Genomic DNA, 24,742 nt, shown 5'->3' on the forward strand with positions numbered 1-24,742 from the left:
AACCTGAGCGAACGAACAAGATTCTAGGTCGGGCATGATGGCAAGGCAAGTGGAGTCGCTTCCGGGCGGCCCGAAACCCCGCCCCCGACGGGCCGCCCGTGTACCCCCTGGGTGTATTCTCGTCGCTTCCGGGTGTCCCGGGTCGACGGGTTCCGGATAACCGCTGTATACCGATGCGCGCGAGTTCAGAACCTTTTCCGCGCCGGAGCGTCTTACTCAGAGCAGTAGGTCGGGTTCGAGTTTCAGCTATGGAGGTCCAGACGTGACGGGGAAGTCCCACCCGGCGGTGACGCGTCGGTTCGGCATCGGCCTGGTGGCGCTCGCTCTCGCAGCGACCGCCTGCACGTCCGGTGACGCCGAGACGCAGAGCAACGCCGATCCCGCCGACGCCGAGCCGGCCGAGCTGACCATCACCCCGGAGGCCGGTGGTGAGGAGATCGCGCCCAACACCCCCGTCCGGGTCAGCGCCGAGAGCGGGGTCATCACCGACGTCCGGGTCGACCAGGTCGTGGTCGGCGAGGCGTCCGCCGAGGGCGACGGCGAGGGCGAGGGCGACAGCGACCTCTACGCGATGACCGGCACCCTGAACGAGGACGAGACGGAGTGGGTCAGCGACTGGAACCTGCGCCCCGGCTCGGAGATCGTGGTGACCGCCACCGGAGCGAACGAGGCCGGTGAGGAGACCGAGTTCACCACCGAGTTCACCACCCTGGAGGCGACCCCCGGACAGCGCCTCGAACTGGTCTCCAACTTCCCCAGCTCGGGCGACACCGTCGGCGTCGGCATGCCGATCGTGATCAACTTCGACATGCCCGTCACCCACAAGGCGCAGGTCGAGAACTCCATGAACGTGGTCGCGGAGCAGGAGACCGTCGGCGCCTGGAACTGGGTCACCGACCAGATGGCGGTCTTCCGCCCGGAGGAGTACTGGGAGCCGTACCAGAACGTCACCGTGGACCTGAACCTCGCGGGCGTCGAGGCGTCCGATGGCGTCTACGGGGTGCGCAACTACCAGATCGACTTCGAGATCGGCCGCGAGCTGATCGCGACCATGCACGTGCCCGACCACGAGATGGTCATCGAGATCGACGGCGAAGAGGAACGCGTCATCGAGGTGAGCAACGGGGCGGCCAACCGCCGCTTCGACACCACCACCACCGGCACCCACGTGATGATGGAGCGCTACGAGCAGCTCACCATGGACTCGGCGACCGTGGGTATCCCCGAGGACGCCCCCGGCTCCTACAAGGTGGACGTGCAGTACGCGGTGCGCACCTCCAACAGCGGTGAGTTCGTCCACGAGGCGTCCTACAACGGCAACATCGGCTCGGCCAACACCTCCAACGGGTGCACCAACCTGCGGATGGACGACGCCCGGTGGTTCTTCGAGAACACCCTGATGGGCGACATCCTCGACACGACCGGCACCGACCGCGAGTTCGAGTGGGACAACGGTTGGGGCTACTGGCAGAAGTCGTGGGACGAGTGGCTGGAGGGCAGCGAGACCGCCGACCCGCAGTCGACCACGTACGGAACGCCGGGCGCCGTGCACGGCGAGGACCTGTGACCGCCTCCCGGAGGCGCTGAACCGACCCGGGGCGTCACGGTGCGACCGCACCGTGGCGCCCTTCGCGTTGTGCGATCCCTCGCTGTCCGCGCCTTCGCCGTTCGGGCCTTCGCGCGTTCTCGTTCGTGACTCGCGCCGGGGTGCTCGGTGCCGGTGGTGTCACCCCGCGCGGTTCAGGCCCCGGCGCGCTCCAGTCGGGCGACGACGGCATCGATCACGAGTTCGGTCACGGCGGCCATGTCCACCGCCTCGGGTTCCAGCAGCCACTGCACCTGGAGCCCGTCCATGGCGGCGAGCACCGCGGTGGCCGCCGACCGTGCGGGGGAGTGGCCGCTCGGCCCGGGCGTGCTCGCTGCCTCGCGGTGCTCGGGGCCGATCCGGTCGAGCACCGCCTCCTCGACCTCCCGGCGCAGCACGGCGTAGCGTTCCCGGAACCACTCCTGGGCGGGGTGGTCGGCGGTGGCGCTCTCGGCGGAGAGCACTGTGTAGAGCCGTGTGGTTCCGGGGCGCTCGGCGTTGCGGTCGGCCGTGGTGACGAGGTGGTCGAGCATGCCCCCGCCTTCGGGTGCCGGATCGGTGGAGTCGCGCAGCTCCAGGACGGCGGTGAGCAGGTCGGTCTTGGAACCGAAGTGGTGCAGCACCCCGGCGGGGGTGATGTCGAGGACCGCGGCGATGTCGGTGAGCGAGGAGTTGTGGAAGCCCCGCACGGCGAACACCTCGGCGGCGGCGCGCAGGATCTGGTCGCGCCGGTTCACCCGTCGGCGCTGCGGGTGCCCGGATGGTCGCCGCTCCTCCAGGGGGATGGGGGCGGGGGGCGTCTCGCTCATGCCTGCTCTCCACTTCCTCGTGCCACGGGCCGGGGCCGCCGTTCCCGTCCGCCCCACGCTATCGAGAAGCCGGTCCGCCCCCTCACCCGATGAGGGCCCGGGCCCGCGCTCCGGGGCCCGGTGTTCAGACGGTGAGGCCGCACAGAGGGTCGGCGCAGGCGATCCGGTGGTGTCCCAGCAGGAGTTCGGGGCGGTCGCCGTCCGTGGGCAGGACGCGCACCGGCGCGTACCCCGAGGGGTCCTCCGCGCTCATCCGGAGGGGCAGATCGTAGGGGTCGAGGAGTTCGGTCGTCTCCCAAGCGGCGCAGCCGGGGTCGGCGCAGGCGAGGAAGGTCAGCATTCCACTGGTGCCGTCCACGAACGCCACCCTGGGCCGGTCGCGGTCGTCCACGGCCAGACCGGGAGGACCGTGGAGGGAGTTCACCGAACCGCCGCCGAGCGGGAGCGTGTCCCACTCCGAGCAGGCGGTGTCGCGGCAGTCCCGCAGGTACACCTCGTCGTCGCGGTCCCCGACGAGGGGGCGTCCGTCGGAGCGCGTCACCTCGGCGGGCGGAGCGGGGACGTCGTATCCGCCGGGTAGGCGGCCTTCGGCCAGCGCCTCGAACTCGTCCGGGGACAGCCGCTCGGTGGTCACGCCCGGTGCGCCGTGGGGGTTGACTCCCAGCGCCGCACCGCTGGCCAACGCGACCAGCACGAGGGAGGCGGCCAGGGCGACGGCTGCCAGCAGGCGGCGCGGAGGAGCCCCGGGGAGCGTGCCCGCGCGGTGCGGGCGGTCGGCGACCAGACGCGGTCCGGCGGGGCCTCCGAGCGTCGACGCGGCGGCTGATCCGTCCCGGGGGGCCCACAGCGCCTGGCCGGTCAGCAGCAGGACGGGCAGCGGGGCGAGCACGAGTACCAACAGGACCTTGAGCCCCAGCCCGGTGCCCAGGGCGAGGCCGGTCCCCGAACCGGCGAGCGCCTCCGTCACACGGTCCTCCACCGTTCCGGGCAGGAGGAGCAGGGCCCCCAGCGGAAGGAGGCACAGCAGGTGCGCGGCGCGGCGGCCGCGTGCCAGCAGCCAGGCGGCGCCGATCGCCTCGGGCAGGGTCAGGCCGTACAGGACGGCGATCGGCGGGCCGAGCAGGAGCGGTGTCGCCAGCACCAGCATCAGCGTTCCGAGCAGGGGCCACACGAGTGTGGTCACGGACCACGCCATGTCTCCCGTCAGGGCGGAGAACAGCATGATCCAACCCGCCCCGGCGGAGCCCAGGGCGAACGCGGCGAACACCAGGAGCAGCACGGACCACAGCGCCAGCCCGGGCAGGCGCCGCGCGACGGAGCGGACCGCGGCCCGCGCGTCCAGGCGCCGGTCGAACAGGACACCGGCGGCGACCAGGGCGCCCACGGCCAGGCCGATCACCCAGCCCACGAGGGTCAGGGCGTCCGCGAACCAGCCGGAAGTGAGCTCGACGTTGCCGAGGGAGATCGACGTGCCGGCGCCGAGGGGCGTGGGCGGGGCGAGTACTTCGCCGTCCACGACCCGGGCCCCCTCGGTCCCGCCGAGGTCGAGGAGCGCCCCGAGCAGCTGCCCGGGGACGAGGGGCAGGGCGGTGGCCGCCAGGAGGGCGAAGGGGGCGCGGGCGTAGGCGGAGACCGGGAACCACAGGACGGCGCCGAGGGAGCGCGGCGGCCGGAGGACCGGTCGCGCGTCGTCGGGGGTCGGGGGGCGGTCTTCCTGGGGGGAGGGGGACACGGAACCTCGGCGGTACGGGGGGTGGGGGCGGGGTCAGCCTACCCTCGGTCCCCGGACCACCTCGCTGAGGCAGGCGTTGCGGGCCCCGCCGGGGAAGTCCCCGGCACGCGGAGGTACGTGCTCGGCCGCCAGCCGTCGCATGCGCTCCTCGCTGGTCGAGCCTGGCTCGGGGCAGTACAGCATCACCCGTTGGTCGGATTCGGGGACGTGCAGCACCTGGCACTCGAACTCCAGGTGGCCGACGAGCGGGTGCTCCACGCTCTTGTGGAGGACCCGGCGCTCCTGGACGTCACGCTCCTCCCACAGTGCGGTGAACCGAGGGGAGGTGCCCAGGAGGGTCGTGACCAGCCGCTCGATGCCGGGGTCGCCCGGGTAGCGGGCGTAGGCGGCACGCAGGTCCGCGACCGAGCCGCGCTCCATGCAGTCGGCGTCGGAGCGCCCGGCCACGCGGGGGTCGTCGTCGGCCATCCGGAACATCCACGTGATGATGTTGCGCTCCGACGGGTCGGCCGCGGCCATGTCCCCGATGAAGTGGGTGGCCAGGGCGTTCCAGGCGAGGACGTCGTACCGGGCGTCGAGGACGTACGCGGGGGTGGCGGTGAGACTGTCCAGCAGGTGCTGGATCGCGGGGGAGACCTCGCGGACCGGTCCGCGGACCCGGGGTGGCTCCTCCCCGGCCACGCGGAACAGGTACGCGCGCTCGTCGGAGGTGAGCATGAGGGCGCGGGCCAGAGCGGAGAGCACCTGGGGGGAGGGGTTGGGGCCGCGCGCCTGTTCGAGCCGCACGTAGTACTCGACCGACATCCCGGCGAGCTGGGCGACCTCCTGGCGGCGCAGCCCGGGGGTGCGCCGTCTTCCGGTGTCGGGGAGGCCCACGTCGGAGGGGACGCGGCGGGCGCGTCGGTCGCGTAGGAAGGCGGCGAGTTCGGTGCGGTCCGCCATGGCGGCCTCCTCGTGTGGGGTCCTCGGTGGTGTGGGGGCGGGGCCGGGCCCGACTCCAGGATGCACGCCGGGGCCGCCGGTGACACTGGTACCGCTGATACCACCCTTGGGAGGTCCCTTTTCCCGGGCGGGCGGGGCTTCCACGATGTGCTCATGAGCGAGAACCGGGCTATCGAGAACACGACCACGAACACGAACACCGAGGGGAGCGGAACGGGCGAGGGCGCCAGGGTCGCCCTGGTCACCGGCGCCAACAGGGGGATCGGGCTGGAGACCGCCCGGCTGCTGGGAGGGGAGGGCATGACCGTTCTGGTGGGCGCGCGGGACGCCGGGCGCGGGGCCGAGGCCGAGCGGACCCTACGGGAGGAGGGCCTGGACGCGCACGCGGTGTCGCTGGACGTCACCGACCCGGTGAGTGTGAAGGAGGCCGCGCGGAGGGTGGAGGACGAGTTCGGTCGGCTGGACGTGCTGGTCAACAACGCGGGCGCGGCCTTCGGCCTGGGTGGGAGCCCGAGCACGGCCGACCCGGAGCGGTTCCGGGACCTGTTGGAGGTGAACACGCTCTCCGTTGTGAGGGTGACCAACGCGTTCCTTCCCCTGGTGCGCCGGTCGGACGCGGGGCGCGTGGTGAACGTGTCCAGCGAGGTCGGGTCGATCGGGGTCCTGACCGACCCCGACGGCCCCTACTCCGGGCTCACCGGGTCGCCCGGCTACCCCGTCTCGAAGACGGCGGTCAACATGCTGACCGCCCTGTACGCCAAGGAACTCGCGGGGACGCCGGTGAAGGTGAACGCCGCCAACCCCGGGTACTGCGCGACGGACCTGAACGGGCACAGTGGCTCCCGTACCGCCGAGCAGGGGGCGCGGGTGAGTCTGCACCTGGCGACGCTGCCCGAGGACGGTCCGACCGGGGTGCTGTGGGGGCACCTGGCCTCGGAGGAGGACCCGGAGCGCTACGGGGTCCTGCCCTGGTAGCGCCGTGTGGTGCGGGGCGCGTGTGCCGGGGCGGTGGACGGAGGGGGTCCTTCGCCGCCCCGGTGCCCTGCCGGGTTCACGTCGCGCTGGTGGCGCGGCGGCGGAAGAGGGTGTAGTCGGCCCCTCCCTCGAAGGTGGTGCTGCTGACCCGCTCGAAGCCGGCGGGGTCGAAGGCGGCGCCCTCGAAGAGGGGGCGGCCGTGCCCGGCGACGACGGGGTAGCGCTTGATCATGAGTTCGTCGATCTCGGGGAGCAGGTATCCGGCCATGGCCGGACCGCCGACGATGACGATGCCGAGGGGGCCGTCCTCCTCCTTGAGCTCACGGACGGTCTCCAGCGGGTCGGTGGCCACGATGGTGACCCGGGGGTCGGTGTCGGGGTCCAGGCTGCGGGAGAAGACGATCTGCCGCATGTGGTCGTAGGGGCTGGTGACGCCCTCGTCGAGGGCGACCTGGTAGGAGCCCCGCCCTTGGAGCATGGTGTCGAAGTGCTGGTTGGGGGCGTCGATCCCGAGGTGGGCGCGTGCCACGGTGGGCAGGAGCTCGGGGTACTCGTCGACGTGGAACCGGCCGTTGTCACCGAGGTCGCCGCTCGGGTCGGGGGCCTCGTAGAAGTCGTGGGAGTTGTCGGGGCCGCAGGCGTAGCCGTCGATCGATACCGCGACGAAGTAGGTGAGGGTTCGCATGTGTCTCCTTGGAGGGTACTCCTGCGGCCGGTTGACCACTAAGATTGAAGTACTTCAAGTAAAGTACTCCATGCATAGTGGTTTGCCAAGCGGTCCCGTGGGATTTCTTGCAGAGAGGGAGAAGCACATGGTCAGGAACCCGGAGCGGCGCGCCGCGCTGCTCGACGCCGCCATCGACGCACTCGCCGAGGAAGGGGCCAGGGGCCTCACCTTCCGGGCCGTGGACACCCGGGCGGGGGTGCCCGTCGGGACGGCCTCCAACTACTTCGCCAACCGGGAGGACCTGCTCGCCCAGACCAGCGTGCGCACCTACGAACGCTTCATGCCCGAGCAGCGGGAGTGGGAGAACGTGATGGAGGGGCCCCGGGACCGGGCCAAGATCGCGGAGGTCATGCGGGCCACGGTCGCGCGCCTGGCCGCGAACCCGAACGTGTACCTGGCCACGCTCGAACTCCAGCTGGAGGCCACGCGCCGCCCGGGTCTGCGCGCCGACCTCACGGCGCGGGTCCGCGCCGACCTCGACGCCAACATCGCCTTCCACGGGCAGTCCGGCATGCCTGGCGGCCGCAGGACCGTCCTGGTCCTCTACCTGGCGATGAACTGGCTGGTCACCGAGCACCTGACGCTGCCCGGAGTGTTGGCCTCCGAGGGCGATCTGGAGGGGTTGGTGGACCTCGTGGTGGAGCAGCTCACCCTGGAGGGGTGAGCCTACGGGGCCTCACGCGGCCCGGCCTCCCGCGGCCCTGCGGCGTGCGGTCCTGGGGTGCGCGGTCCCGGTTCACCAGGCGCCCCGGGACCGCACCGCGCCCGGTTCACCAGGCCCGGACACCCACCGGGGCGGGCAGCCGCTCCGGCAGCCAGGTCCAGGTTCCGTCGTTCTCGGTGAACCGGCGCTGGACGCCGCTCACCTCGCCGATCGGGTTGCTGAACACCGCCCGCCAGTCGCCCGCCGCGTGCTCCTCCAGGTAGAGGCTGCTCGCGTCGGTGCGCATGCGCACCGCCTGGAGGGTGTGGGAGGAGCCGTCGTTGAGCTGGATGCGGTAGTAGGCCATGGGATTCCCCTGCGTGTCGTCCTGGAAGGTGAGGACGGTGGAGTCCGGAACTCGCGCGTTCGGCGAAGCTGGAGGAACTGTCTCCCGGGTGCGGCGTGACCTCCGGGCGGGCCGTGAGGTCGAAGGGCGCGCGGAATCAGGCGCCGGGGCGGGAAACGGGCGCGGGTGCCGGGGCACCGTGCTGTCCGCGCTTTCCGGACTCTACGCACCTCGCGCCGCACACGCAGGGTGAACGGGCGAACCCGAAGTGAAATCGCGGGGAACGGTGGCCCTCACTCGGGCGTCGGGGTCCGCCCGGTGCCGTGGGCGTCCTCGGCGTCCTTGGCGGATTCGGTGCCCCGGGGCTCCTCGGAGAGCCGGGCCCTGGCCTCCATCAGGGCGAAGCCGAGCAGGTTCCGGCCGCGCCAGTGACGGGGGCGCTCGGCGTGCTCGTGGTCGCGGCCCAGGCCGATGCCCCAGATCCGGTCGCGGGGGCTGGCCTCCACCAGCACCCGCTGTGCCGTGCCGAGCAGGAAGGCGAGCAGGTCCTCGTTCTGCCCGAACTTGGCGACGCTGCCCCGGACCACGATCTCGAACCGCTCCCGCTCCCAGACCCGCTGGTCGAACCCGCGGACCTGGCGGCCGATCGTCTTGGCGTCGCGCGGGTGGCCCGCCGCGACGATCCGGTCGTGGGCCTCGGCGTCGCCGAACAGCCGGGCCTTCCCGGCCATCATGAAGTGCTCGGCGGTGGGGAAGGAGACCCCGTCCACGGAGAAGTCGGCGGGCCACCACTGGGAGAGGCAGCTCGCCGACACCCCGGCGGCCGGGGGCCTGTGCCCCCAGAAGTGCAGGTACTTGACGCGTCCGTCGACCCGGAGCAGGTCCTCGACCGACCGGGCGTCGGCGGCGTGGTGCAGGTGGTTCATGGCGCGAGAGTCTGCCACCGCGCGAGGACGTTCCGGTAGCGGGTTTCGGTCAGTCGAACTGGAACGAGCGCTTGGCCAGACCGTGCCAGAACCCGTCCACCGTGGACGCGGACGCCCGGTGGTCGTCGAGTCCGGCGCCGAGGGCGACGAACAGGGGCGCGAAGTGGTCGCTGCGCGGGTGGGCGATCGCGGCGGCGGGCGCCTTGTGCCGGAAGTCCAGGAGGGCGTCGACGTCGTGGTCGAGCACGGCCCGGTGGGTCCAGTCGTCGAACTCCACCGACCACGCGGGGGCGTCGCCGTGGGTGCTGCGGGACATCTCCCGGAGGTTGTGGGTGGTGAACCCGCTGCCCAGGATGAGGACGCCCTCGTCACGCAGGGGAGCGAGGCTGCGGCCGAGTTCGAGGAGGCGGGCCGGGTCGAGGGTCGGCATGGAGACCTGGAGGACCGGGATGTCGGCCTCCGGGTACATCTCCTTGAGGGGGACGTAGGCGCCGTGGTCGAGGCCCCGGGCCGAGTCCTGGTGGACGGTGCCACCTGGACCAGTGGCGAGTTCTCGCACGCGGTCGGCGAGTTCCGGTGCGCCCGGGGCGGCGTAGGTCACGTCGTAGTAGCGTTGCGGGAAACCCCAGAAGTCGTAGGTCAGCGGGGTGGCGTCCGTGGTGGCGCCGACGGTGAGCGGTGCGTCCTCCCAGTGCGCGGAGACGACGAGGATCGCCTTCGGGCGGGCGAGCGCACCAGACCAGTCGGCCAACTGGCGGGTCCACTCGCTGTCGTCGGCGAGGGGTGGTGCGCCGTGGCTCAGGTACAGCGTGGGCATGCGTGTCGCCATGACGGCCTCCGGACTCGGGGTTGCGGTTCGTGTTCGGTGCAAACACAATTGAACGCTCAAGTATTTCTGGGGGCACTGGTCCATGGCGGAGACGCGCTGGCTCGATGACGGCGAGCAGCACACCTGGCGTGCCTTCCTGATGGCCGTCAACCTGCTCGACGGGGCGCTGGACCGCCAACTCCGGCACGACTCCGGGCTGCCGCACGCGTACTACCAGATCCTCGCCATGCTCTCCGAGGCGCCCGGCCGGGAGCTGACCATGACACGGCTGGCCCGACTACTGCGTTCGTCCCCCAGTCGGCTCTCGCACGCCGCCGCGCGGCTGGAGGGTGAGGGGATGATCCACCGCTACAAGCGGCCGGAGAACCGGCGCACCGTGATCGTGGAGATCACGCCCGTCGGGTTGAAGGCGCTGGAGGACGCCGCGCCCGGGCACGTGCACGAGGTGCGGCGGGTCCTGTTCGACACCCTCAGTCCGGAGCAGGTGGGGCAGCTGCGGGAGATCTCCGAGTCCATGCTGTCCGCCCTCGACCCCCAGGGCGAGGAGCCGCGGTACCCCGACCCGGACGGTATCGGCGTCCGCGACTGAGCGGGATTCTGTTCGCTGGCCTGACCTGGCCGAACCCGGGGCAGTGTGAACTCGGTCATCCGGACGCTATGTGTTCGGCCGGATACGTACTACCATGCTGCTTCCCGGGAAAAGGTTGTGACCTCAAGTGTTGGGCTCGTCCCCACACGAGCAACCCGACATCGGGATACCCGCTACAGCAGAACAGGAACAACCATGACCGAATCGCTCAGAGTCAGGATCGGCGACCTCACCGCCCTGATCGCCAGGGTCGTCATCGGGGTCGTCTTCATCGTCCACGGCATGCCCAAGGCCACCGACCTGGGCAGCGCCGCCCAGGGCTTCGAGGCGTTGGGTGTGCCCTTCCCGACGCTGTCCGCTTCCATCGCCGCCGCCGTCGAGGTCGGGGCGGGCGTCGCGCTCGTCATCGGCTTCGCCCTGCCCCTCGCGGGACTCTCCCTCGCCCTGATGATGGTCGGAGCGTACTTCTTCGCCCACGTCGGCGCCCCGTTGGTCGGCGGCTTCGAGTTGCCGCTGGTCCTCGGTGCCGCGGCGCTGGCGCTCGGCTTCTCGGGCGGTCGCCACGCGGTGGACCGCCTCATGCCGTGGGGCCGCGTCCGCCCGGCGCGCGGAACCGAGCAGGTCGCGCGGGCCTGAACCGCACGCACTGACTCGGCGTCCGTCCCGACCCGGGGCCCGTGAACTCACCCCTGGTCCGGACTCGCACCCGCTGACGCGGCCGTCCACACCGGTGCTGGGCGGCCGTTCGTGCTGTCCGGGGTCCTCCCCGGACCGGCAGGCCCCTCGCGAACGCGCGCTCTCCGGAAACGGGCCCCGCACGGTACGCGGAACCTCTCCGGTATGCGGAGCCCCCACCAACGCGCGGGGCCGGATCGGCGTCTCAGTGGTAGGAGATCGACACCAGGCCCGCCGCCGCGAAGTTGCCCGCCGCGAGTTCGTCGCGCTGGATGATCCAGAACACGCACGCGGTGAAGCCGGGGTCGTCGGGCATGTCGAGCTGCGCCTGGGCCAGCAGCGCCCAGCCCCCCTTCTCGTCCTCCGGGGAGGAGCCCATGATGGGCGGGTCCTGCGGCGAGTAGGCGTAGCCGCCCAGGTGGAGGGTGTCGTCCCACTGCGGGAGCCGCTGGTCGTGGTCCTGCAACCGGTACTCGTCGAAGAGGCGACGGACCTCCGGGTGCGGCAGGACGGCGTCGTCGGCCGTGTCCGGCAGGCACGGGAAGGTCCGTGCGTACAGGGGACGTGACTCCAGGGCGGGGAAGTGCTCCTCGTCGTCGGGGACCGGCCGTTCGGTGGTGGGTGTCCCCGCCGGGACGTGGATCACCGAGCGGGAGTCGTCCAACAGCGCGAACCCGTCGGGGTCGGTGCGGCTCGCGAAGAACAGCAGGTGGCCGTCGCGCGGGAGCGCGAGGTCGCACGCGTCGGCGGGCAGGGCGGCGCAGTCGACGGTGGCGACCAGGTCGAGGCCGCTGTCCCACTCGACGCCCTCGGGGAGCGCGGGGAGGCCGCCGTAGCGACCGACCGGGACCCCGGTGTCCGCGTGGTCCGGGGAGAGTTCCGCCTGGGGGAGGGCCAGGCTCAGGGCCAGGTCGATGGCGTGCTCGGGGACGCCCTTGGCGCGGGCGGCGTCGCGGTAGGTCTGGTGGCTGTGCATAACGGACATGCTGCCCTAGTCGGGCGACATTTCGCCCCGTCGTGAAAACGGCGGCGAAAGCGCTGGTGGCGCGGGGTGGATTCGTGAAGTACCGCTTCGACGTTCCTTTCGGTACTCGGCGCTCTCCTAGCCTGAGGCCAGGAGCGGAGAGGGGAACGCGGTGCGGGAGAGCTCAGCGAGCAACACGGCGGGGGACGTCGCCTCTGACGGGACGCTGGTCCAGGCGTATTCCATCAGTGAGTTCCACCAGCATTTCCATGGGAAAGGGGAAAGGAAGGCCTCGTCGGAACGCGTCGACCGCGATCCCTGGGTGGAAAGCGCGGCGGAATCCGCACTGTGGGGGCGCGTTCCGGCCGACCGCGACGCGGAGCCGTTCCGCCGCGCCGCGATCGCGTTCGTCCAGGACCTGGTACCCCTGCGCGACGAGGCGCGGGCCCGGCTGGCCGACGACCCCTGGCTGGACCACGGCGCGCCCCTGCGTTTCCACGAACGGCTGACCGAGCTGCTCGGCTCGCCTGACCGGAGCGGGGACGCGGACCTGTACCCGGCCGAGGCGGCACTGTTGGTGTTCACGCCCTTCCTTCTCCGCGTGTACGAACTCCGACGGGCCGCCGAACGTGCCACGCTGGGGCCGGGCTCGCTCGTGCCCACCGCGTCGCCCTCTCCGGACCGGGCCTCCTTCGAGGCGTTCGCCGCCGAGTACCGGGGCCTCACGGAGCGGGTGCTCCGGCGGAGGCAGGACGAGGAGGCCGTGGGCTGGTGGCTGTTCCACCGCTGGATGGCCAGGGCGGAGAACGGCGAGGGGATCGAGGATCTCTGGGAGAGGGCGCCGCGACTTTTCCACAGGCTGTGGAAGAGCGACCGCATCCGCCACTTCCTGCACGGTCTCCGGCTCGGGCGCGGGGTCTGCAACGACGAGTACCTGGCCGACCTGCGGGAGAACGAGTACGTCCCCGCCGAGGGCGCGCAGTACCTACGGGAGCGCCGACTGGCGCTGACCATGGCCCTGGGGCTCGCGATGGCCCCGGAGCCGACCTCGCTGTCGGACACCGTGGTCGAACACCTCGCCATCCCCTACCCGGTGGACCCGTCACAGGTGCGGCGGACCGTGGCCGAGGCGTGCTGGCGGGGCGACCCGCACCTGCTCAGTTTGGAGGCCGAGTGCGGCCACGAGGCGGTCATCGAGGGCCTGCACCAGTACGTCGAGCGGGCGGACGAGCTGCTGCACGGCATCCACCGGGTTCTGGGCGGCAGGGTCGCCGGGCTGCCCGCCCGACTCTCCTCCGACCGCGTCGAGCCCGCGCGGGGTGCCTTCGAGAGCTGGGCGCGGTTCCGGATCGACGAGCGCCGGGCCCGCGAACTGCTCACCGGCGAGCAGCTGTACAAGAACAAGGACCTGGCGATCCGGGAGCTGTACCAGAACGCCCTGGACGCGTGCCGGTACCGCAGGGCGCGGACCGAGTACCTGAACCGGTCCTCCCTCGCCCACTACCCCTATGAGGGCGCGATCGAGTTCGTGCAGGGGGTGGACGAGGACGGGCGCCCCTACGTGGACTGCTCCGACGACGGTGTGGGCATGGGGGAGGAGGAACTGCGGGGGGTGTTCTCCCACGCGGGTTCGCGGTTCGCCGAGGAGTCGGGCTTCCTGTTGGAGCGGGAGCGGTGGGCGCGCGAGGACCCGCCGATCCGGCTGTACCCGAACAGCCGGTTCGGGATCGGGGTGCTGAGCTACTTCATGCTCGCCGACGAGATCCGGGTGACCACCTGCCGCATGGGCGCGGACGGTGTGCTGGGGCCGGAGCTGGAGGCGGCCATTCATGGCCCGGGGCACCTGTTCCGCGTGGTCCGGACCGGACGGGAGCGGCGGACCCCCGGCACCACGGTTCGTCTGTACCTGCGGCCGGACACTGCGCAGGCGGAGTGGTCGTGCGTGGAGGTGCTGAGGAGCGTGCTCGGTATCGCCGAGTTCCGCACCACCGCCACGGGCGACGACCGGCACGTGTGGGAGCCCGGGGTGTTCGCGCTCCGTACACCGGAGCGGAACGAGGAGCCCGTGAGCGGTTACTGGGCAGGTGGCGTCGTCTGTGCGTGGGAGGGATTCCACGAGTGGGCCGACGTCCTGTGGTGTGAGAAGGGCGGGGCCCTCCTCGTCGACGGTCTGCTCACCCGCCCTGGTGGAAACGGAGGGGTCTTCTCGACATCGGCCGCCGGGCTGGACGGTGTGGTGGTCAACCTGCGCGGCTCGGGTGCTCCTCTGGCGCTGTCCGCGGACCGTTCCCAGGTCCTGGGTGAGACGGAAGGTCCGGTCCGGAAAGTACTGGGCGAGGCCGCCGTTGCCCTGATCGACACCGCCAGCCCCCTGCTGTGCACGGAGTGGGTGGCGAGGTTGGCGAACGGCAGCATCGTGCTCGCGGACCTCGTCGCCGAGGCCGCGGTTCGGAGGGGTGTCTCAGCCCCCCTGGGGCTGGGTCGGTACGGCACGAAGCGCCGGGGTTTCTTCCCCGCCGACCTCGACCTGCCCGGCATCGAGCCGTTCACGAGGGGGATGTCGTACCAGCGCCGTTACAGGAATTCACCGCTCTCTCCGCTGGGGAGGGTTCCGGCGCACATCTTCCTGTGGAGGATGCTGGTGCACGGCGACCCGGAGGTTCTCGAGGAACTGACAGCTCTCTGCCCGGAGCTGGGCGTGGTCACCGACGTGCGAGACGCCGTTCCGTCCGACCAGCTCATGGCCGGGAACGATACTCCGCTGTCCGCACCCGGCTTCTGGCGAGGCGACCTGGAGTTTCAGCTGCCCGAGATCCTGCGGACACTCGATACGACCCCGAAGGACTTCCTGGGCAGACTGTGTGATCTCGGGTATCTGCGTATCCCTCGCGCGGTGCTGGCCGCGGCCGATCTTCGTGAACCCGCGTCCGCTCAGCTCCGACAGATCCTCTGTCTGGAACTGGAAAAAGGGGCCCCCGTGACCCCCGTGACCCTGTTCCGCACGGCTCGAGCGCTCGACCTCGATATCCAGGAGGTGGCGTTTCTTCTCCGGTACGAGGGCTTCGACGTGCCCGCGCACGTGGCTTCGGCCGCCGGACAGCCCGTCTTGGAGGAACTGCTGCGGGTTCTGGGCCCGGGGAGGCCGCAGGCCTTTCCGGGCAAGGGAGAGGGATTGCCCGCAGGGGCTCTCTTCGCGCTCTCGGAGTCGATGGAGCGCCCGGTACCGGAGATCCGCGGGCTGTTGAGGGAGTGCGGGGTCGACGCGGAAGACTCCTCGATCCCCGACGACCTCGATCAGGGGTTCGTGCAGTACCTCAGCCCGTTGGGCAACGGCGGCTGGCCGTGGGTCCAGGGGGAGGACGTGATCGCCCCCGCGCTGCTCATCAACTGGGCTCAGGAGATCGGTGTGGAACCCGTGGACATGGTGCGGGTCCTGGGGAAGGAGGGGCTACCGGTCCCGCCCCGTTTCCCGGTTGACGCTGACTCCGGTGACCTGGACCTCCTCTACGGGGAGGGTGAGGACTTCGGGGTCTCGCCGCCGAAGGGGGTGACCTACGCGGACATCATGGAGAGCCAGTACCCGGACCAACTCGACTTGGCATTCGCTCGGCTCCGGGAGTTCGGCTTCGACATCCCCCTCACCCTCCCCGAGGAGTACGACGACCTGGACGAGGCCCTGTTGGCGAACCACCACCTGAGGTGGTGGGGGGTCCGGGTGGGCGACCCCATGCCGCTCGCGCACGTGGTCGTCGCCTCCCGGGAGCTGCACGAGGGAGTGGAGACCATCGTGGGGCGTCTGGCTGGTTATGGGATGGAGGTCTCGCACCGGTCGCTCCCCGAAGGACTGAGCTTCCCGGCCGCCATCCACCTGCTCTCCCAGTACGGGGAGGAGTCGGAGTACCTGAACGCCACGGTCGCCATCGAACTCGACGACCTGGTCCACCTCGCCCACACGGTGTTCACCAGCATCACGCAGGTGGCGTCGTGGTTGGAGCAGCTCGGACTCTCCGTCGTGGACCCGGCGCAGGTGATCCGGGACGCCATCCCGCACATCCCTCGGCGGGTGCCCCTGCGGGGGTGAGCGCGTGCCGGTGGGGCGGCCACCGCCGTCTCTGCCTACTATGACTAGCCATGCGTATTCTCGTGGTCGAGGACGACGACCGGGTGGCCCGTGGCCTGGTCACCGCGCTCCGGGCGGCCTCCTTCGACGTGCAGCGGGTGGCCACCGCCGAGCGCGCCCTCTCGGCGCCCTCGGCCGACGTGGTCCTGCTCGACCTCGGCCTGCCCGACGCCGACGGCATCGACCTCCTGCGCAGGCTCCGCGAACGGCCGCAGACCGCGATCATCGCCGTCACCGCCCGGGGCGAGGAGCGCGACCGGGTCCGGGGCCTGCGCGCGGGCGCCGACGACTACGTGGTCAAGCCCTTCGGGGTCGCCGAGCTCCTCGCCCGCATCGACGCCGTCCTGCGCCGGACCCGCACGGCCCGCGCCGAACCCGAACAGGTCGACCCCCCGTTGCGGGTCGGTGGGCTCACCCTGGACGTCAACTCCCGCGAGGCGCGCACGGACGGCGAGCCGTTGCCGCTGACCCGCAAGGAGTTCGACCTGCTGCGCCTGCTCGTGGAGCGTTCCCCGCGCGTGGTCGCCCGGGACCAGATCCTCGACCAGGTGTGGGGCGCCGCCTGGGAGGCCTCCTCCCGCACCCTCGACACGCACATCGCCTCGCTCCGCGCGAAGATCGGCCCCACGCCGCGCATCCGCACGGTGCGCGGGGTCGGCTACATGCTCGACGAGGCCTGACCCGTGCTCAGGCGTCTGCTCACCGTTCTGCTTCCCATCGCCTTCGTCCTGGTCGGCGCGGTCCTGGTCCCCATCGCGACGGTCATCGCCCAGCAGCAGACCCAGGCCGTGTACGTCGACCGGCTGGGCGACGCGGGCCGGTTCGCCTCGCTGGCCGGAACCGCGCTCCAGGCGGAGCGGAGCAACGCCCTCACCCAGGAGATGTCCCGGTACGAACAGCTCTACGGCATCCCCGTGGTGCTGGTCGCCCCCGACGGCGAGGTGGTGGCGGGCTCGGGATCGACCGATCGGATGCGCGACCTGGTCGCGGACCTCGGCATGGGCTCCGTGATCACCGTGGCGCTGGCCGGTGAGCGGCCGGAGCCGCCGACCACGGTGTGGCCGTGGCGGTCGGACCCGCTGGTGATCGCCGAACCCATCGGCCGTGACAGCGAGGTCGCGGGAGCGGTGGTCCTGGTCTCGCCCACCGATGTCCTGAGCCAGGACATCCTCACCACGTGGGGGTGGATGGCCCTGTTCAGCGTCGTGCCGCTGGCGCTGCTGGTGACGGCCTCCCTCCCGCTGTCACGCTGGGTCCTGCAACCCATCCACCGCCTGGACGCGGCCACGACGGCGGTGACCTCGGGGGACCTGGAGGTCCACGTGGACGCGGAACGGGGACCTCCGGAGCTGCGCCGCCTCACGGACTCGTTCAACACCATGGTGGGGGTGGTGCGCCGGGCCCTGGAGCGCCAGCGCTCCTTCGTCTCGGAGGCCTCCCACCAGCTCCGCAACCCCCTGGCGAGCCTGCGGCTGTCCGTGGAGAACCTGTCCCCCTACCTGAAGGGCCCCGAGGCGCGCGAGGCGCACGCGATCGCGATCGACGAGGCCACCGTCATGCACCGCATGCTCAACTCCCTGCTGGCCGCCACGAGGCTGGAGAGCGTGACCGGGACCGAGGTCGTGGAGGTCACCGGGGTGGTCGACACCCGGGTGGCGCGCTGGAACGCGCTGGGGGAGTCCCGGGGGATCGAGGTCACCACGGACCTGCCCGACCACCTGTGGGCGCACGCCCCGGCGGGCGGGCTGGGCAGCATCCTCGACGAGCTGGTCAGCAACGCGCTGCGGCTGTCGGGCGGCACGCGGATCGAGGTGCGCGCTGAGGACGGCGAGCAGGTCCGCGTCGGTGTGCTGGACAACGGTGTGGGCCTGCCCAAGGAGGAGCGCGAGGCCGCCCTGGACCGGTTCTGGCGTTCGCCCCGGCACCAGAACACCGAGGGCACCGGGTTGGGGCTGCCGATCGTCGCGGACCTGGTCCGCGAGTCGGGGGGTGTCCTCACTCTGGGTGACGGCCTCGCGGACCAGGGGCGGCGCGGGTTCGGTGTCGTCATCACCCTGCCCCCGGCGGCTCCGCCCGACGGGGACTGACCGGTCCGCCGTCCCCGTCCGCCGTCCCGGGCCTCCCCGGTCGCCCGGCCCTCACCTGGCCTCACCCGGTCGCCGGGCCCGGTCGCCGGGCTCAGTCGGCGGGGGTCCGCGCCGACGGGCTCACGTGGATCTGCGCGCCCTCAGAGGCGGGCTTGTTGTCCCGGTACCACCGTTCTGCGCCCGCGTGCAGTGGCACGATCCCGGTGGAGATACCGGTCCGCACGTTGATCTGGGCCGCCTCGGGGCGCTGCTCGGCCAGCCGCGACGCGCCGGTGTACACCGTGTCCGTCACCACGTACACGAGGTCGTCGGGGAGGTCCTGGCGGCACAGGAGCAGGTTCGGGATGGACATCGTGGGGCACGCGGGTATCCCCGCGTAGGTCGTGGCCGGGATGGTCGCGGGGAAGTAGGCCTCCGGGTACACGGTGAGCATCTGGTCGGCGATGTCGGCCAGGTCGACCAGGCGCAGCGGAATCCGGTCCGCGAGGTCGGCGATGGCGGGGGTGGGCAGACCGGTCAGGGAGAACATGGCGTCGATCCCGCCCGACTCCAGGGCCTCGGCGGAGGTGGCCTGGTCGAGGCGGATCACCTCGGGTTCCACACCGGTCTCGGCGAGGATCTGCTCGGTGGTGAACTCGGTGCCGGAGTCCGAGGCTCCGATGGACACCCGCAGCCCGTCGAGGTCGGCCAGCCGCCGCACGGGGGAGTCGGCGGCGACCACCAGGTGCACGAAGCTGTCGTAGAGGCGCCCCACCGCGCTGACGAGGTTCTGCTGCTCGACCTCCGTGGCCAGGACCGAGTCGAGGTTGGCCAGCCCCAGGTGCGCGTCGCCGTCCTCCAACAGGTACAGGTTGTCGTGTGAGGCGCGCGTCTCCACGGGGATCACCTTGTTGTGCGTCAGGCGCTCGTCGAGGAGGACCGCGAGTTCGCCGCCGATCTCCCGGTAGACGGCGCCCGGAGGGCCGGTGGCCACGATGAGCCGGGGCGGGGTGGCGTCGGGCGCGCGTGTGCAACCGGTCACCGCCGCCGCGGTGACGGTTCCCGCCAGGCCCAGGAGCACCGTGCGGCGGTCGGTTTCCCTCGGATGCATACACGCAGCTTAGGCGGGTGGGGCGGTGGTCACGCGCGTGTATCGCGCGTCACTTTGTGCCCCAGGACACACACCCAGCGTGGCCCAATGTCAGAGGAATCCCAACTCTTGCGCAGTTGCGTTGCACACATTCGGGGGTCGTAACAATCATCTCCTCATCAAGAGGTAGTAACCCCCGAGAAACCGGCAGGCAACACGGTGTCGACCGGAGGGGAGTCGCGGACAGCTGCCGTACCAGCACGCAGGAGGCCACACATGGCGATGGAAGCCGACAAGAAACCGGACGACGCTCCGGCCACGACCAAGGGCACACCCGGGGAGCGCACCACGCGGAGCCGGGTGATCGGCTTCGTCGCGGGTCCGCTGGTCGGTCTGCTCATCTACTTCCTGCTGCCGGAGATGGCTCTGCCGCTGGGCGACGGCGACACCGAAACCGTCATGTCGGTGAACGGTGGCATCGTCGCCGCCGTCACCGCCTGGATCGCGATCTGGTGGGCGACCGAACCCATCCCGATCCCGGCCACCTCGCTGCTGCCGCTGGTCCTCTTCCCGTTGCTGATCGACGGTGTCGGGATCGGTGACGTCTCCCCGTCGTACGGCTCGGACGTCATCTTCCTGTTCATGGGCGGCTTCATGCTGGCCCTGGCCATGCAGAAGTGGGACCTGCACCGCAGGATCGCGCTGCTGATCGTGTCGAAGGTCGGTTCCAACACGGTCGGCCTCATCGGCGGGTTCATCGCCGCGACCTTCGTCATCGGCATGTGGGTGTCCAACACCGCGGTGGCCGTCATGATGCTGCCGGTCGGCCTGTCGGTGATCGGCCTGGTCACGCAGTTGCGCAACGGCAAGACGGACGCCAACTTCGCCACCGCCCTGATGCTGGCGATCGCCTACTCCGCGTCCATCGGCTCGGTCTCGACGCTGATCAGCACCCCGCCGAACGTCCTCATGGTCGGCTACCTCGCCGAGAACCACGACATCCACATCGGTTTCGGTGAGTGGATGATGGCCGGCGTCCCGCTCGCCATCATCTTCCTGCTGATCGCCTGGTTCCTGCTGGCCAAGGTGATCTACCCGCCGGAGGTCAAGCGCCTCGAGGGCGCCCAGGAGCTCATCCGGGGCGAGCTGGCCAAGATGGGCCCGATGAAGCGCGCCGAGAAGCTCGTGCTCGCGGTCTTCGCGTTCGCCGCCGGCTCCTGGATCTTCGCGCCGATGCTGGCGAAGAACGACGCCGTCGCCTCGGTCATCCCGTGGATCGGCAGTGTCTCCGACGCCATGATCGCGATGCTCGTCGCGGTCCTGCTGTTCATCATTCCCGCGGACCGCGACAACCGCCTCCTCGACTGGGACTCCGCGCTCAAGCTGCCCTGGGGCATCCTGCTGCTGTTCGGCGGCGGTATCGCGATCTCCTCGCAGTTCACGTCCAGCGGGCTGAGCGCCTGGATCGGGACCCGCGTCGCCATCCTGGAGGGCGTGCCCATGTGGGCGCTCATCCTCGCGGTCGTCGTCCTGGTGCTCTGCCTCACCGAGCTCACCAGCAACACGGCCACCGCCGCCACGTTCCTCCCGATCATGGGCGGTGTCGCGGTCGGTATGGACATCGACGTCCTCGCGCTGGTCATCCCGGCGGTCCTGGCGGCCTCCATGTCCTTCATGCTGCCGGTGGCCACCCCGCCCAACGCGATCGCGTTCGGCTCCGGGTACGTGAAGATCACCGAGATGCTCCGCGCGGGCCTGTGGTTCAACATGACCGCGCTCGTCCTGATCATGTTCTCCATGTACGCCCTGTTCAGCTGGGCTCTCGGAGTACAGGTCTTCTAGTGCCACCCGCGGGCCGACCGAAGTAGAGAGCGGACGGCCCCTTCCCCGGGACGGGGCCCCACCACCTTGGGGCCCCGTCCCGGAACTCCCGGGAACGCCCCTCCCTCCCCGTCACCGTCCGACGGGTGAAGGGAGGGGCGTTCTCCCTGTGTCCGGAGCCCGGATGACGGGGCCTGGCTCAGATCCGCCGGTCCCGGCCCGCCCCGAACGCCACACCCGTCTGGACCAGGGCGAGGACGCCCACCAGCACCAGCACCAGGTCGGTCTCGCCGGTGAGCTGGATGAGGACGCCCGCCGCGATCGGGCCGCAGGCGGCGAGCAGGTAGCCCATGGACTGCGCCATCCCGGAGAGCCGGGTGGTCTCCGCCTGGGTGCGGCCGCGCAGGCCGATCAGGGACAGCGCCACCACGATCGAGCTTCCCGTGCCCGCGCCCGCCACCATGATCCACAGCGGCCCCCAAGCCGGGACCCACAGCAGTCCGGCCATGGCCGCCACGATGAGCAGGCTCACCGCCAGGCAGGCGGGGCGCTGCTCCGCGCGCCGCCCCATGAGCGCGGTGATCGCCAGCCCGGACACCACGCCGGTGATCTGGAACGCGAACAGGTGCCATCCGGCCGTCTCCGGGTCCACCCCGCGTGCGGCCTCCACGCTGGGCAACCAGTTGACCAGGGTGAAGTAGCAGGTGGACTGGAGCCCCATGAAGGCCGTGAGCAGCCACGCGGTCGGCGAACGCCACACCGAGCCGACGGGTTCGGCGGGGGAGTTGGCCGCGGCGACGGGCGCGGGGGAGGGTATCCAGCGGACCCGGGCCGCCCACACCAGCAGGGCGAGCACCACGGGGGCCGCCCACAGCGCGAGCGCGGGCCGCCAGCCCCCCGCGAGCGCCGCGAGCGGCACCGAGAGCCCGGCGCCCACGGCGGCGAACCCGGTCATCACGGAGGACGACACCCCGGTGACCAGGGCGATCCGCCCTGGATGGTCGCGGCGCAAAATCACCGGGACGAGGACGTTACCGAAGGCCACCGCCGCGCCGATCATCGCCGTGCCGAGCCACAGGGCGGCGAGGGCGGGCAGGGAGCGGAGCGCGATGCCTGCGGCGAGCAGGGCGAGCGCGGCCAGGACGACGCGGTCCACACCCCAACGGGCGGTGGGGCCGTGGACGAGCGAGGAGAAGAGGGCGAAGCCGAACAGGGGGAGCGCGGTGAGGATACCGAGGGCGCCGTTGGATAGCCCGGTGGTGGCCCCCACGGCCTCCAGGACCGGGCCGACCGAGGTGAGGGCGGGGCGCAGGCAGGAGGCGATCACCAGGACGGAGCCGGTGGCCAGGGCGGCGCGCGCCCAGGTGCGGGCGGGGGCCTGGGCGGTGGGGGCGCTCACGCGGTGCCGTCCGCGCGGCGGGTGTCGGCGGGGTCCCCGTCACGGGCTTCGTCCTCGACGACGGCGCTGATGAACCCCAGCTCGTCGGCGAGTTCCGTGGCGATGGCGCGCGCGTGCTCGGGGGAGCTGTCCTCGATCGCCGCGAGCAGGCCCTCGTGCAGGTCGTTGAGGCCCTGGACCTCGGGCAGGGCGGTGGTGCGCCGGATGGACTCCACCACGTTCTCCCGCAGCGCGTCGTAGAGCCTGGTGAGCAGCGGGTTGTGCGCGGCCTCGACGACCGCCCGGTGGAAGCGGGAGTCCGCCGCGACGTAGGCGTCGACGTCGTCGGCGCGCTCGGCCTCGGCACGGGCGGCGACCGCCTCGCGCATGGCGTCCAGGTGGGCGTCGGTGCGGTGGCGCGCGGCCCGCTCCGCGGCGGCGACCTCCAGCACGGCGCGCACGTCCAGGACGTGTTCGAGGTCGGTGCCGCCGCCGTGGGCGAGCAGTCCGGTGAGTTCGTCGCTGGCCCGCACGTAGGTGCCGTCGCCCACGCGGGGTTCCAGGAGTCCGGCGGCGGTGAGCGCGCGCAGGGCCTCACGGACGGTGCCCCGGCTGACCCTGAGCTCCTCGGCGAGGCGCTTCTCACCGGGGATGCGGCTGTGCACGGCCCAGTCCCCGGAGGTGATGCGTGCCCTGAACTGCCTACTGACCTGCACGACCAGGGGTTCGGCCCGGGTGGGCTGGGTCATGGACGTCACGGTGGCCTCCTGGTTGTCCGACATTTGCACGGGGAGTCTAGGCATGCGGAGCCGGGCCCACAAGGGTGCCCCCCCGGGCGAGACCCGAAGACGAGGTCCGGGGGATGAGGTCCGGAAGACGAGGTCCGGGGTCCGGCGGCTCGTCGGCGCGGGTGTGTGCGACAATCGCCCCGGCCGCACACCGCACTCCAGCTCGGAGGTCCTCGTGCTGCCCTCGTCCGGAACCGTCACCGCCACGGAGCCCGCCCCTCGCGGTCCGTCGGTGTTCCCGGTCCGCCCTCCCTCGCTCCGTCCGCCCCTCCCCGAACCGGTGCCGACGCTCGGGCGGTGCGCGCATCCGTCGCCGAACGCGGGCGCGATCCACTTCACGGGCGGTGGGTGAACCCGTCGCCGAGACCCGGAGCGAGTCCGTGCCCGCGTCCGCGCGGGGGCAGCCGTCACCGGACGGGATCGTCCCGCACTCGGGCCCACCATGGGGCTCCGGCGCCAGCCAGCACCCGTGTGGTGCGCGCACCCGCAGCCCACAGCCCGTATCCGCGTCGGCGCGCCCACGTTCCGCGCCCGCAGGAGCGCGCTCCCTATTCATCCGATGATCCGTCCGAAGGAGAGTCCGTCACCGTGACCAGTGCCGACCACCCGGCCGAACCCGACCACCCGGCCGAACCCCGGCCCGGCGGCGGGGCCACCGCCTCCCGCGTTCAGCGATGGGTGCTGTGGCTGGGGCCGCTCCTGGCCGCCGCGGCCACCCTCATCTGGTCCGGGAACTTCGTGATCGCCCGGGTGGTCTCCGGGGAGATCCCGCCCGTTCAGACCGCCTTCTGGCGGTGGGCGATCGCCCTGGCCGTGCTCCTGCCGTTCGCGGCCCGGGGACTCTGGGAGCACCGGCGCCTCATCCGGGAGCGCGCCCCCTACATCGCCCTGGTCAGCCTGCTGGGCGTCACGCTCTTCAACACCCTGATCTACGTCGCGGGCCACACCACCTCCGCCACCAACCTCGCCCTCATCGCGGCGGCCTCCCCGGTGGCGATCGCGGTCTTCGCGGCGGTCGGCGGCGAACGGCCGTCACCGCGGCGGATCACCGGCATGGCGGTCGCCCTGGTGGCGGTGGTCGGTCTGATCACCAAGGGCGACCCCGCTGTGCTGATCGGCATGGACCTGGCCACCGGCGACCTCTGGATGCTCGCGGCGATGTTCACCTTCGCCGGGTACTCGGCCCTGCTCAGGCGCAAGCCCCAGGAGCTGCCCGCCGTGGTGTTCCTCGCCGCCACGGTCCTGTTCGGCCTGGTCATGCTGCTGCCCGCGCAGGTCGTCTCGCTCGTGGTCCAGGGCGGGTTCACCCCCACCCCCGGGAACCTGTCCGCCCTGCTCTACATCGGGGCCGCCTCCTCGGCGCTGGCGTTCTTCCTCTGGAACCGGTCCGTGGAGATGATCGGCGCCACCCGCGCGGGGGTCCTCTACTACCTCCAGCCCGTCTGTGTCGCGGCGCTCGCCTACCTGACCATCGGTGAGCCGGTCACGGGCGCCCAGGCGGTGTGCGCGGTGCTCATCGTGGCCGGGGTGGCCCTGTCGTCCTCGCGCAGGTGAGCCCCGGCGGACACGACGGAGCCCCGCCACAGGGGTGACGGGGCTCGAAGCCGTACGGGCCGGTCCGGCGGGACCGGACCGGGCTAGGTGTACTGACCATGGAGGTTGAGTACAGCCCGGCAGTGATTTGACAGCAAGAGAGGGCCTCCGACATAGGTGTGGATTGTCTAGATCAACACCTGC

At 71.5% G+C, this 24,742-nt stretch carries 21 protein-coding genes; 10 read left to right on the forward strand and 11 right to left on the reverse strand.

Going from position 1 to position 24,742, the window contains the following annotated elements:
- The first annotated feature begins 262 nt into the window (after positions 1–262).
- The gene (locus ACFYL4_RS15075) at positions 263–1,567 is read left to right on the forward strand and encodes an Ig-like domain-containing protein (RefSeq protein ID WP_387518809.1); all 1,305 of its coding nucleotides are present in this window, start codon (positions 263–265) and stop codon (positions 1,565–1,567) included.
- Positions 1,568–1,740: 173 nt separating this feature from the next.
- Here the strand turns inward: ACFYL4_RS15075 and ACFYL4_RS15080 are convergent, their stop codons facing one another.
- The 3 genes from ACFYL4_RS15080 to ACFYL4_RS15090 all read right to left on the reverse strand — a co-directional run bounded on the left by ACFYL4_RS15080 (position 1,741) and on the right by ACFYL4_RS15090 (position 5,068).
- Positions 1,741–2,394 carry a TetR/AcrR family transcriptional regulator gene (locus ACFYL4_RS15080; RefSeq protein WP_387518810.1) on the reverse strand — a complete coding sequence of 218 codons (654 nt, stop codon included), beginning with the start codon at positions 2,392–2,394 and terminating at the stop codon, positions 1,741–1,743.
- Positions 2,395–2,518: 124 nt separating this feature from the next.
- Positions 2,519–4,126: a hypothetical protein gene (locus tag ACFYL4_RS15085; protein WP_387518811.1), complete on the reverse strand. Its 1,608-nt coding sequence runs from the start codon at positions 4,124–4,126 to the stop codon at positions 2,519–2,521.
- A gap of 33 nt (positions 4,127–4,159) precedes the next feature.
- Positions 4,160–5,068, reverse strand: coding sequence for a helix-turn-helix transcriptional regulator (locus ACFYL4_RS15090; protein WP_387518812.1), 909 nt, complete (start codon positions 5,066–5,068; stop codon positions 4,160–4,162).
- Between the two features lie 153 nt (positions 5,069–5,221).
- Between ACFYL4_RS15090 and ACFYL4_RS15095 the strand changes: the two genes are divergently transcribed.
- On the forward strand, positions 5,222–6,043 hold the full coding sequence (locus ACFYL4_RS15095; RefSeq protein ID WP_357763838.1) for an SDR family oxidoreductase: 822 nt from the start codon (positions 5,222–5,224) through the stop codon (positions 6,041–6,043).
- Between the two features lie 76 nt (positions 6,044–6,119).
- Here ACFYL4_RS15095 and ACFYL4_RS15100 read toward each other — a convergent pair whose 3' ends face one another.
- Entirely contained in the window at positions 6,120–6,728 is a 609-nt protein-coding gene (locus ACFYL4_RS15100; RefSeq protein WP_357763835.1) for a dihydrofolate reductase family protein, read from the reverse strand.
- Positions 6,729–6,855: 127 nt separating this feature from the next.
- Here ACFYL4_RS15100 and ACFYL4_RS15105 point away from each other — a divergent pair, with 127 nt between their 5' ends.
- Complete coding sequence (locus tag ACFYL4_RS15105) at positions 6,856–7,434, forward strand: TetR family transcriptional regulator (RefSeq protein ID WP_357763832.1); 579 nt, start codon at positions 6,856–6,858, stop codon at positions 7,432–7,434.
- Positions 7,435–7,540: 106 nt separating this feature from the next.
- Here ACFYL4_RS15105 and ACFYL4_RS15110 read toward each other — a convergent pair whose 3' ends face one another.
- The 3 genes from ACFYL4_RS15110 to ACFYL4_RS15120 form a co-directional block, all read right to left on the reverse strand.
- Complete coding sequence (locus ACFYL4_RS15110; protein ID WP_357763830.1) at positions 7,541–7,780, reverse strand: hypothetical protein; 240 nt, start codon at positions 7,778–7,780, stop codon at positions 7,541–7,543.
- 272 nt (positions 7,781–8,052) lie between these two features.
- A complete protein-coding gene (locus tag ACFYL4_RS15115) occupies positions 8,053–8,685 on the reverse strand; it encodes an NADAR family protein (protein WP_357763827.1) in 633 nt (210 codons plus the stop codon).
- 49 nt (positions 8,686–8,734) lie between these two features.
- Positions 8,735–9,514, reverse strand: coding sequence for a class III extradiol ring-cleavage dioxygenase (locus tag ACFYL4_RS15120; protein WP_357763824.1), 780 nt, complete (start codon positions 9,512–9,514; stop codon positions 8,735–8,737).
- Between the two features lie 82 nt (positions 9,515–9,596).
- Here ACFYL4_RS15120 and ACFYL4_RS15125 point away from each other — a divergent pair, with 82 nt between their 5' ends.
- Positions 9,597–10,103 (forward strand): MarR family transcriptional regulator, encoded by a 507-nt coding sequence (locus ACFYL4_RS15125; RefSeq protein ID WP_357763821.1) that lies wholly within the window; start codon positions 9,597–9,599, stop codon positions 10,101–10,103.
- Positions 10,104–10,298: 195 nt separating this feature from the next.
- Complete coding sequence (locus ACFYL4_RS15130; protein WP_357763819.1) at positions 10,299–10,739, forward strand: DoxX family protein; 441 nt, start codon at positions 10,299–10,301, stop codon at positions 10,737–10,739.
- Between the two features lie 244 nt (positions 10,740–10,983).
- On the opposite strand, the gene ACFYL4_RS15135 is transcribed toward ACFYL4_RS15130, so the two are convergent.
- Positions 10,984–11,754: a DUF1963 domain-containing protein gene (locus ACFYL4_RS15135; RefSeq protein WP_387518813.1), complete on the reverse strand. Its 771-nt coding sequence runs from the start codon at positions 11,752–11,754 to the stop codon at positions 10,984–10,986.
- Between the two features lie 310 nt (positions 11,755–12,064).
- Between ACFYL4_RS15135 and ACFYL4_RS15140 the strand changes: the two genes are divergently transcribed.
- From ACFYL4_RS15140 to ACFYL4_RS15150, 3 genes are read left to right on the forward strand one after another with little or no spacing between them, the layout of a single operon-like run.
- On the forward strand, positions 12,065–15,823 hold the full coding sequence (locus ACFYL4_RS15140) for a hypothetical protein (protein ID WP_387518814.1): 3,759 nt from the start codon (positions 12,065–12,067) through the stop codon (positions 15,821–15,823).
- Between the two features lie 50 nt (positions 15,824–15,873).
- Positions 15,874–16,542, forward strand: a complete 669-nt coding sequence (locus tag ACFYL4_RS15145; protein WP_357763812.1) for a response regulator transcription factor — start codon at positions 15,874–15,876, stop codon at positions 16,540–16,542.
- A gap of 3 nt (positions 16,543–16,545) precedes the next feature.
- The gene (locus tag ACFYL4_RS15150; RefSeq protein ID WP_357763809.1) at positions 16,546–17,949 is read left to right on the forward strand and encodes a HAMP domain-containing sensor histidine kinase; all 1,404 of its coding nucleotides are present in this window, start codon (positions 16,546–16,548) and stop codon (positions 17,947–17,949) included.
- 91 nt (positions 17,950–18,040) lie between these two features.
- Here ACFYL4_RS15150 and ACFYL4_RS15155 read toward each other — a convergent pair whose 3' ends face one another.
- Positions 18,041–19,039, reverse strand: coding sequence for a TAXI family TRAP transporter solute-binding subunit (locus tag ACFYL4_RS15155; protein WP_357763806.1), 999 nt, complete (start codon positions 19,037–19,039; stop codon positions 18,041–18,043).
- A 255-nt stretch (positions 19,040–19,294) separates the two neighbouring features.
- Here ACFYL4_RS15155 and ACFYL4_RS15160 point away from each other — a divergent pair, with 255 nt between their 5' ends.
- Positions 19,295–20,860, forward strand: a complete 1,566-nt coding sequence (locus ACFYL4_RS15160) for an SLC13 family permease (RefSeq protein ID WP_387518815.1) — start codon at positions 19,295–19,297, stop codon at positions 20,858–20,860.
- A gap of 178 nt (positions 20,861–21,038) precedes the next feature.
- Here the strand turns inward: ACFYL4_RS15160 and ACFYL4_RS15165 are convergent, their stop codons facing one another.
- Positions 21,039–22,238 carry an MFS transporter gene (locus tag ACFYL4_RS15165; RefSeq protein ID WP_387518816.1) on the reverse strand — a complete coding sequence of 400 codons (1,200 nt, stop codon included), beginning with the start codon at positions 22,236–22,238 and terminating at the stop codon, positions 21,039–21,041.
- Positions 22,235–22,999, reverse strand: a complete 765-nt coding sequence (locus ACFYL4_RS15170; protein ID WP_387518817.1) for a FadR/GntR family transcriptional regulator — start codon at positions 22,997–22,999, stop codon at positions 22,235–22,237. Before ACFYL4_RS15170 ends, ACFYL4_RS15165 begins: the two co-directional genes overlap by 4 nt.
- Positions 23,000–23,593: 594 nt before the next feature.
- Between ACFYL4_RS15170 and ACFYL4_RS15175 the strand changes: the two genes are divergently transcribed.
- The gene (locus tag ACFYL4_RS15175; protein WP_387518818.1) at positions 23,594–24,559 is read left to right on the forward strand and encodes a DMT family transporter; all 966 of its coding nucleotides are present in this window, start codon (positions 23,594–23,596) and stop codon (positions 24,557–24,559) included.
- The last annotated feature ends 183 nt before the right edge of the window (positions 24,560–24,742 follow it).

It is taken from the genome of Nocardiopsis sp. NPDC006938, assembly GCF_042869555.1.
Classification (GTDB): domain Bacteria; phylum Actinomycetota; class Actinomycetes; order Streptosporangiales; family Streptosporangiaceae; genus Nocardiopsis.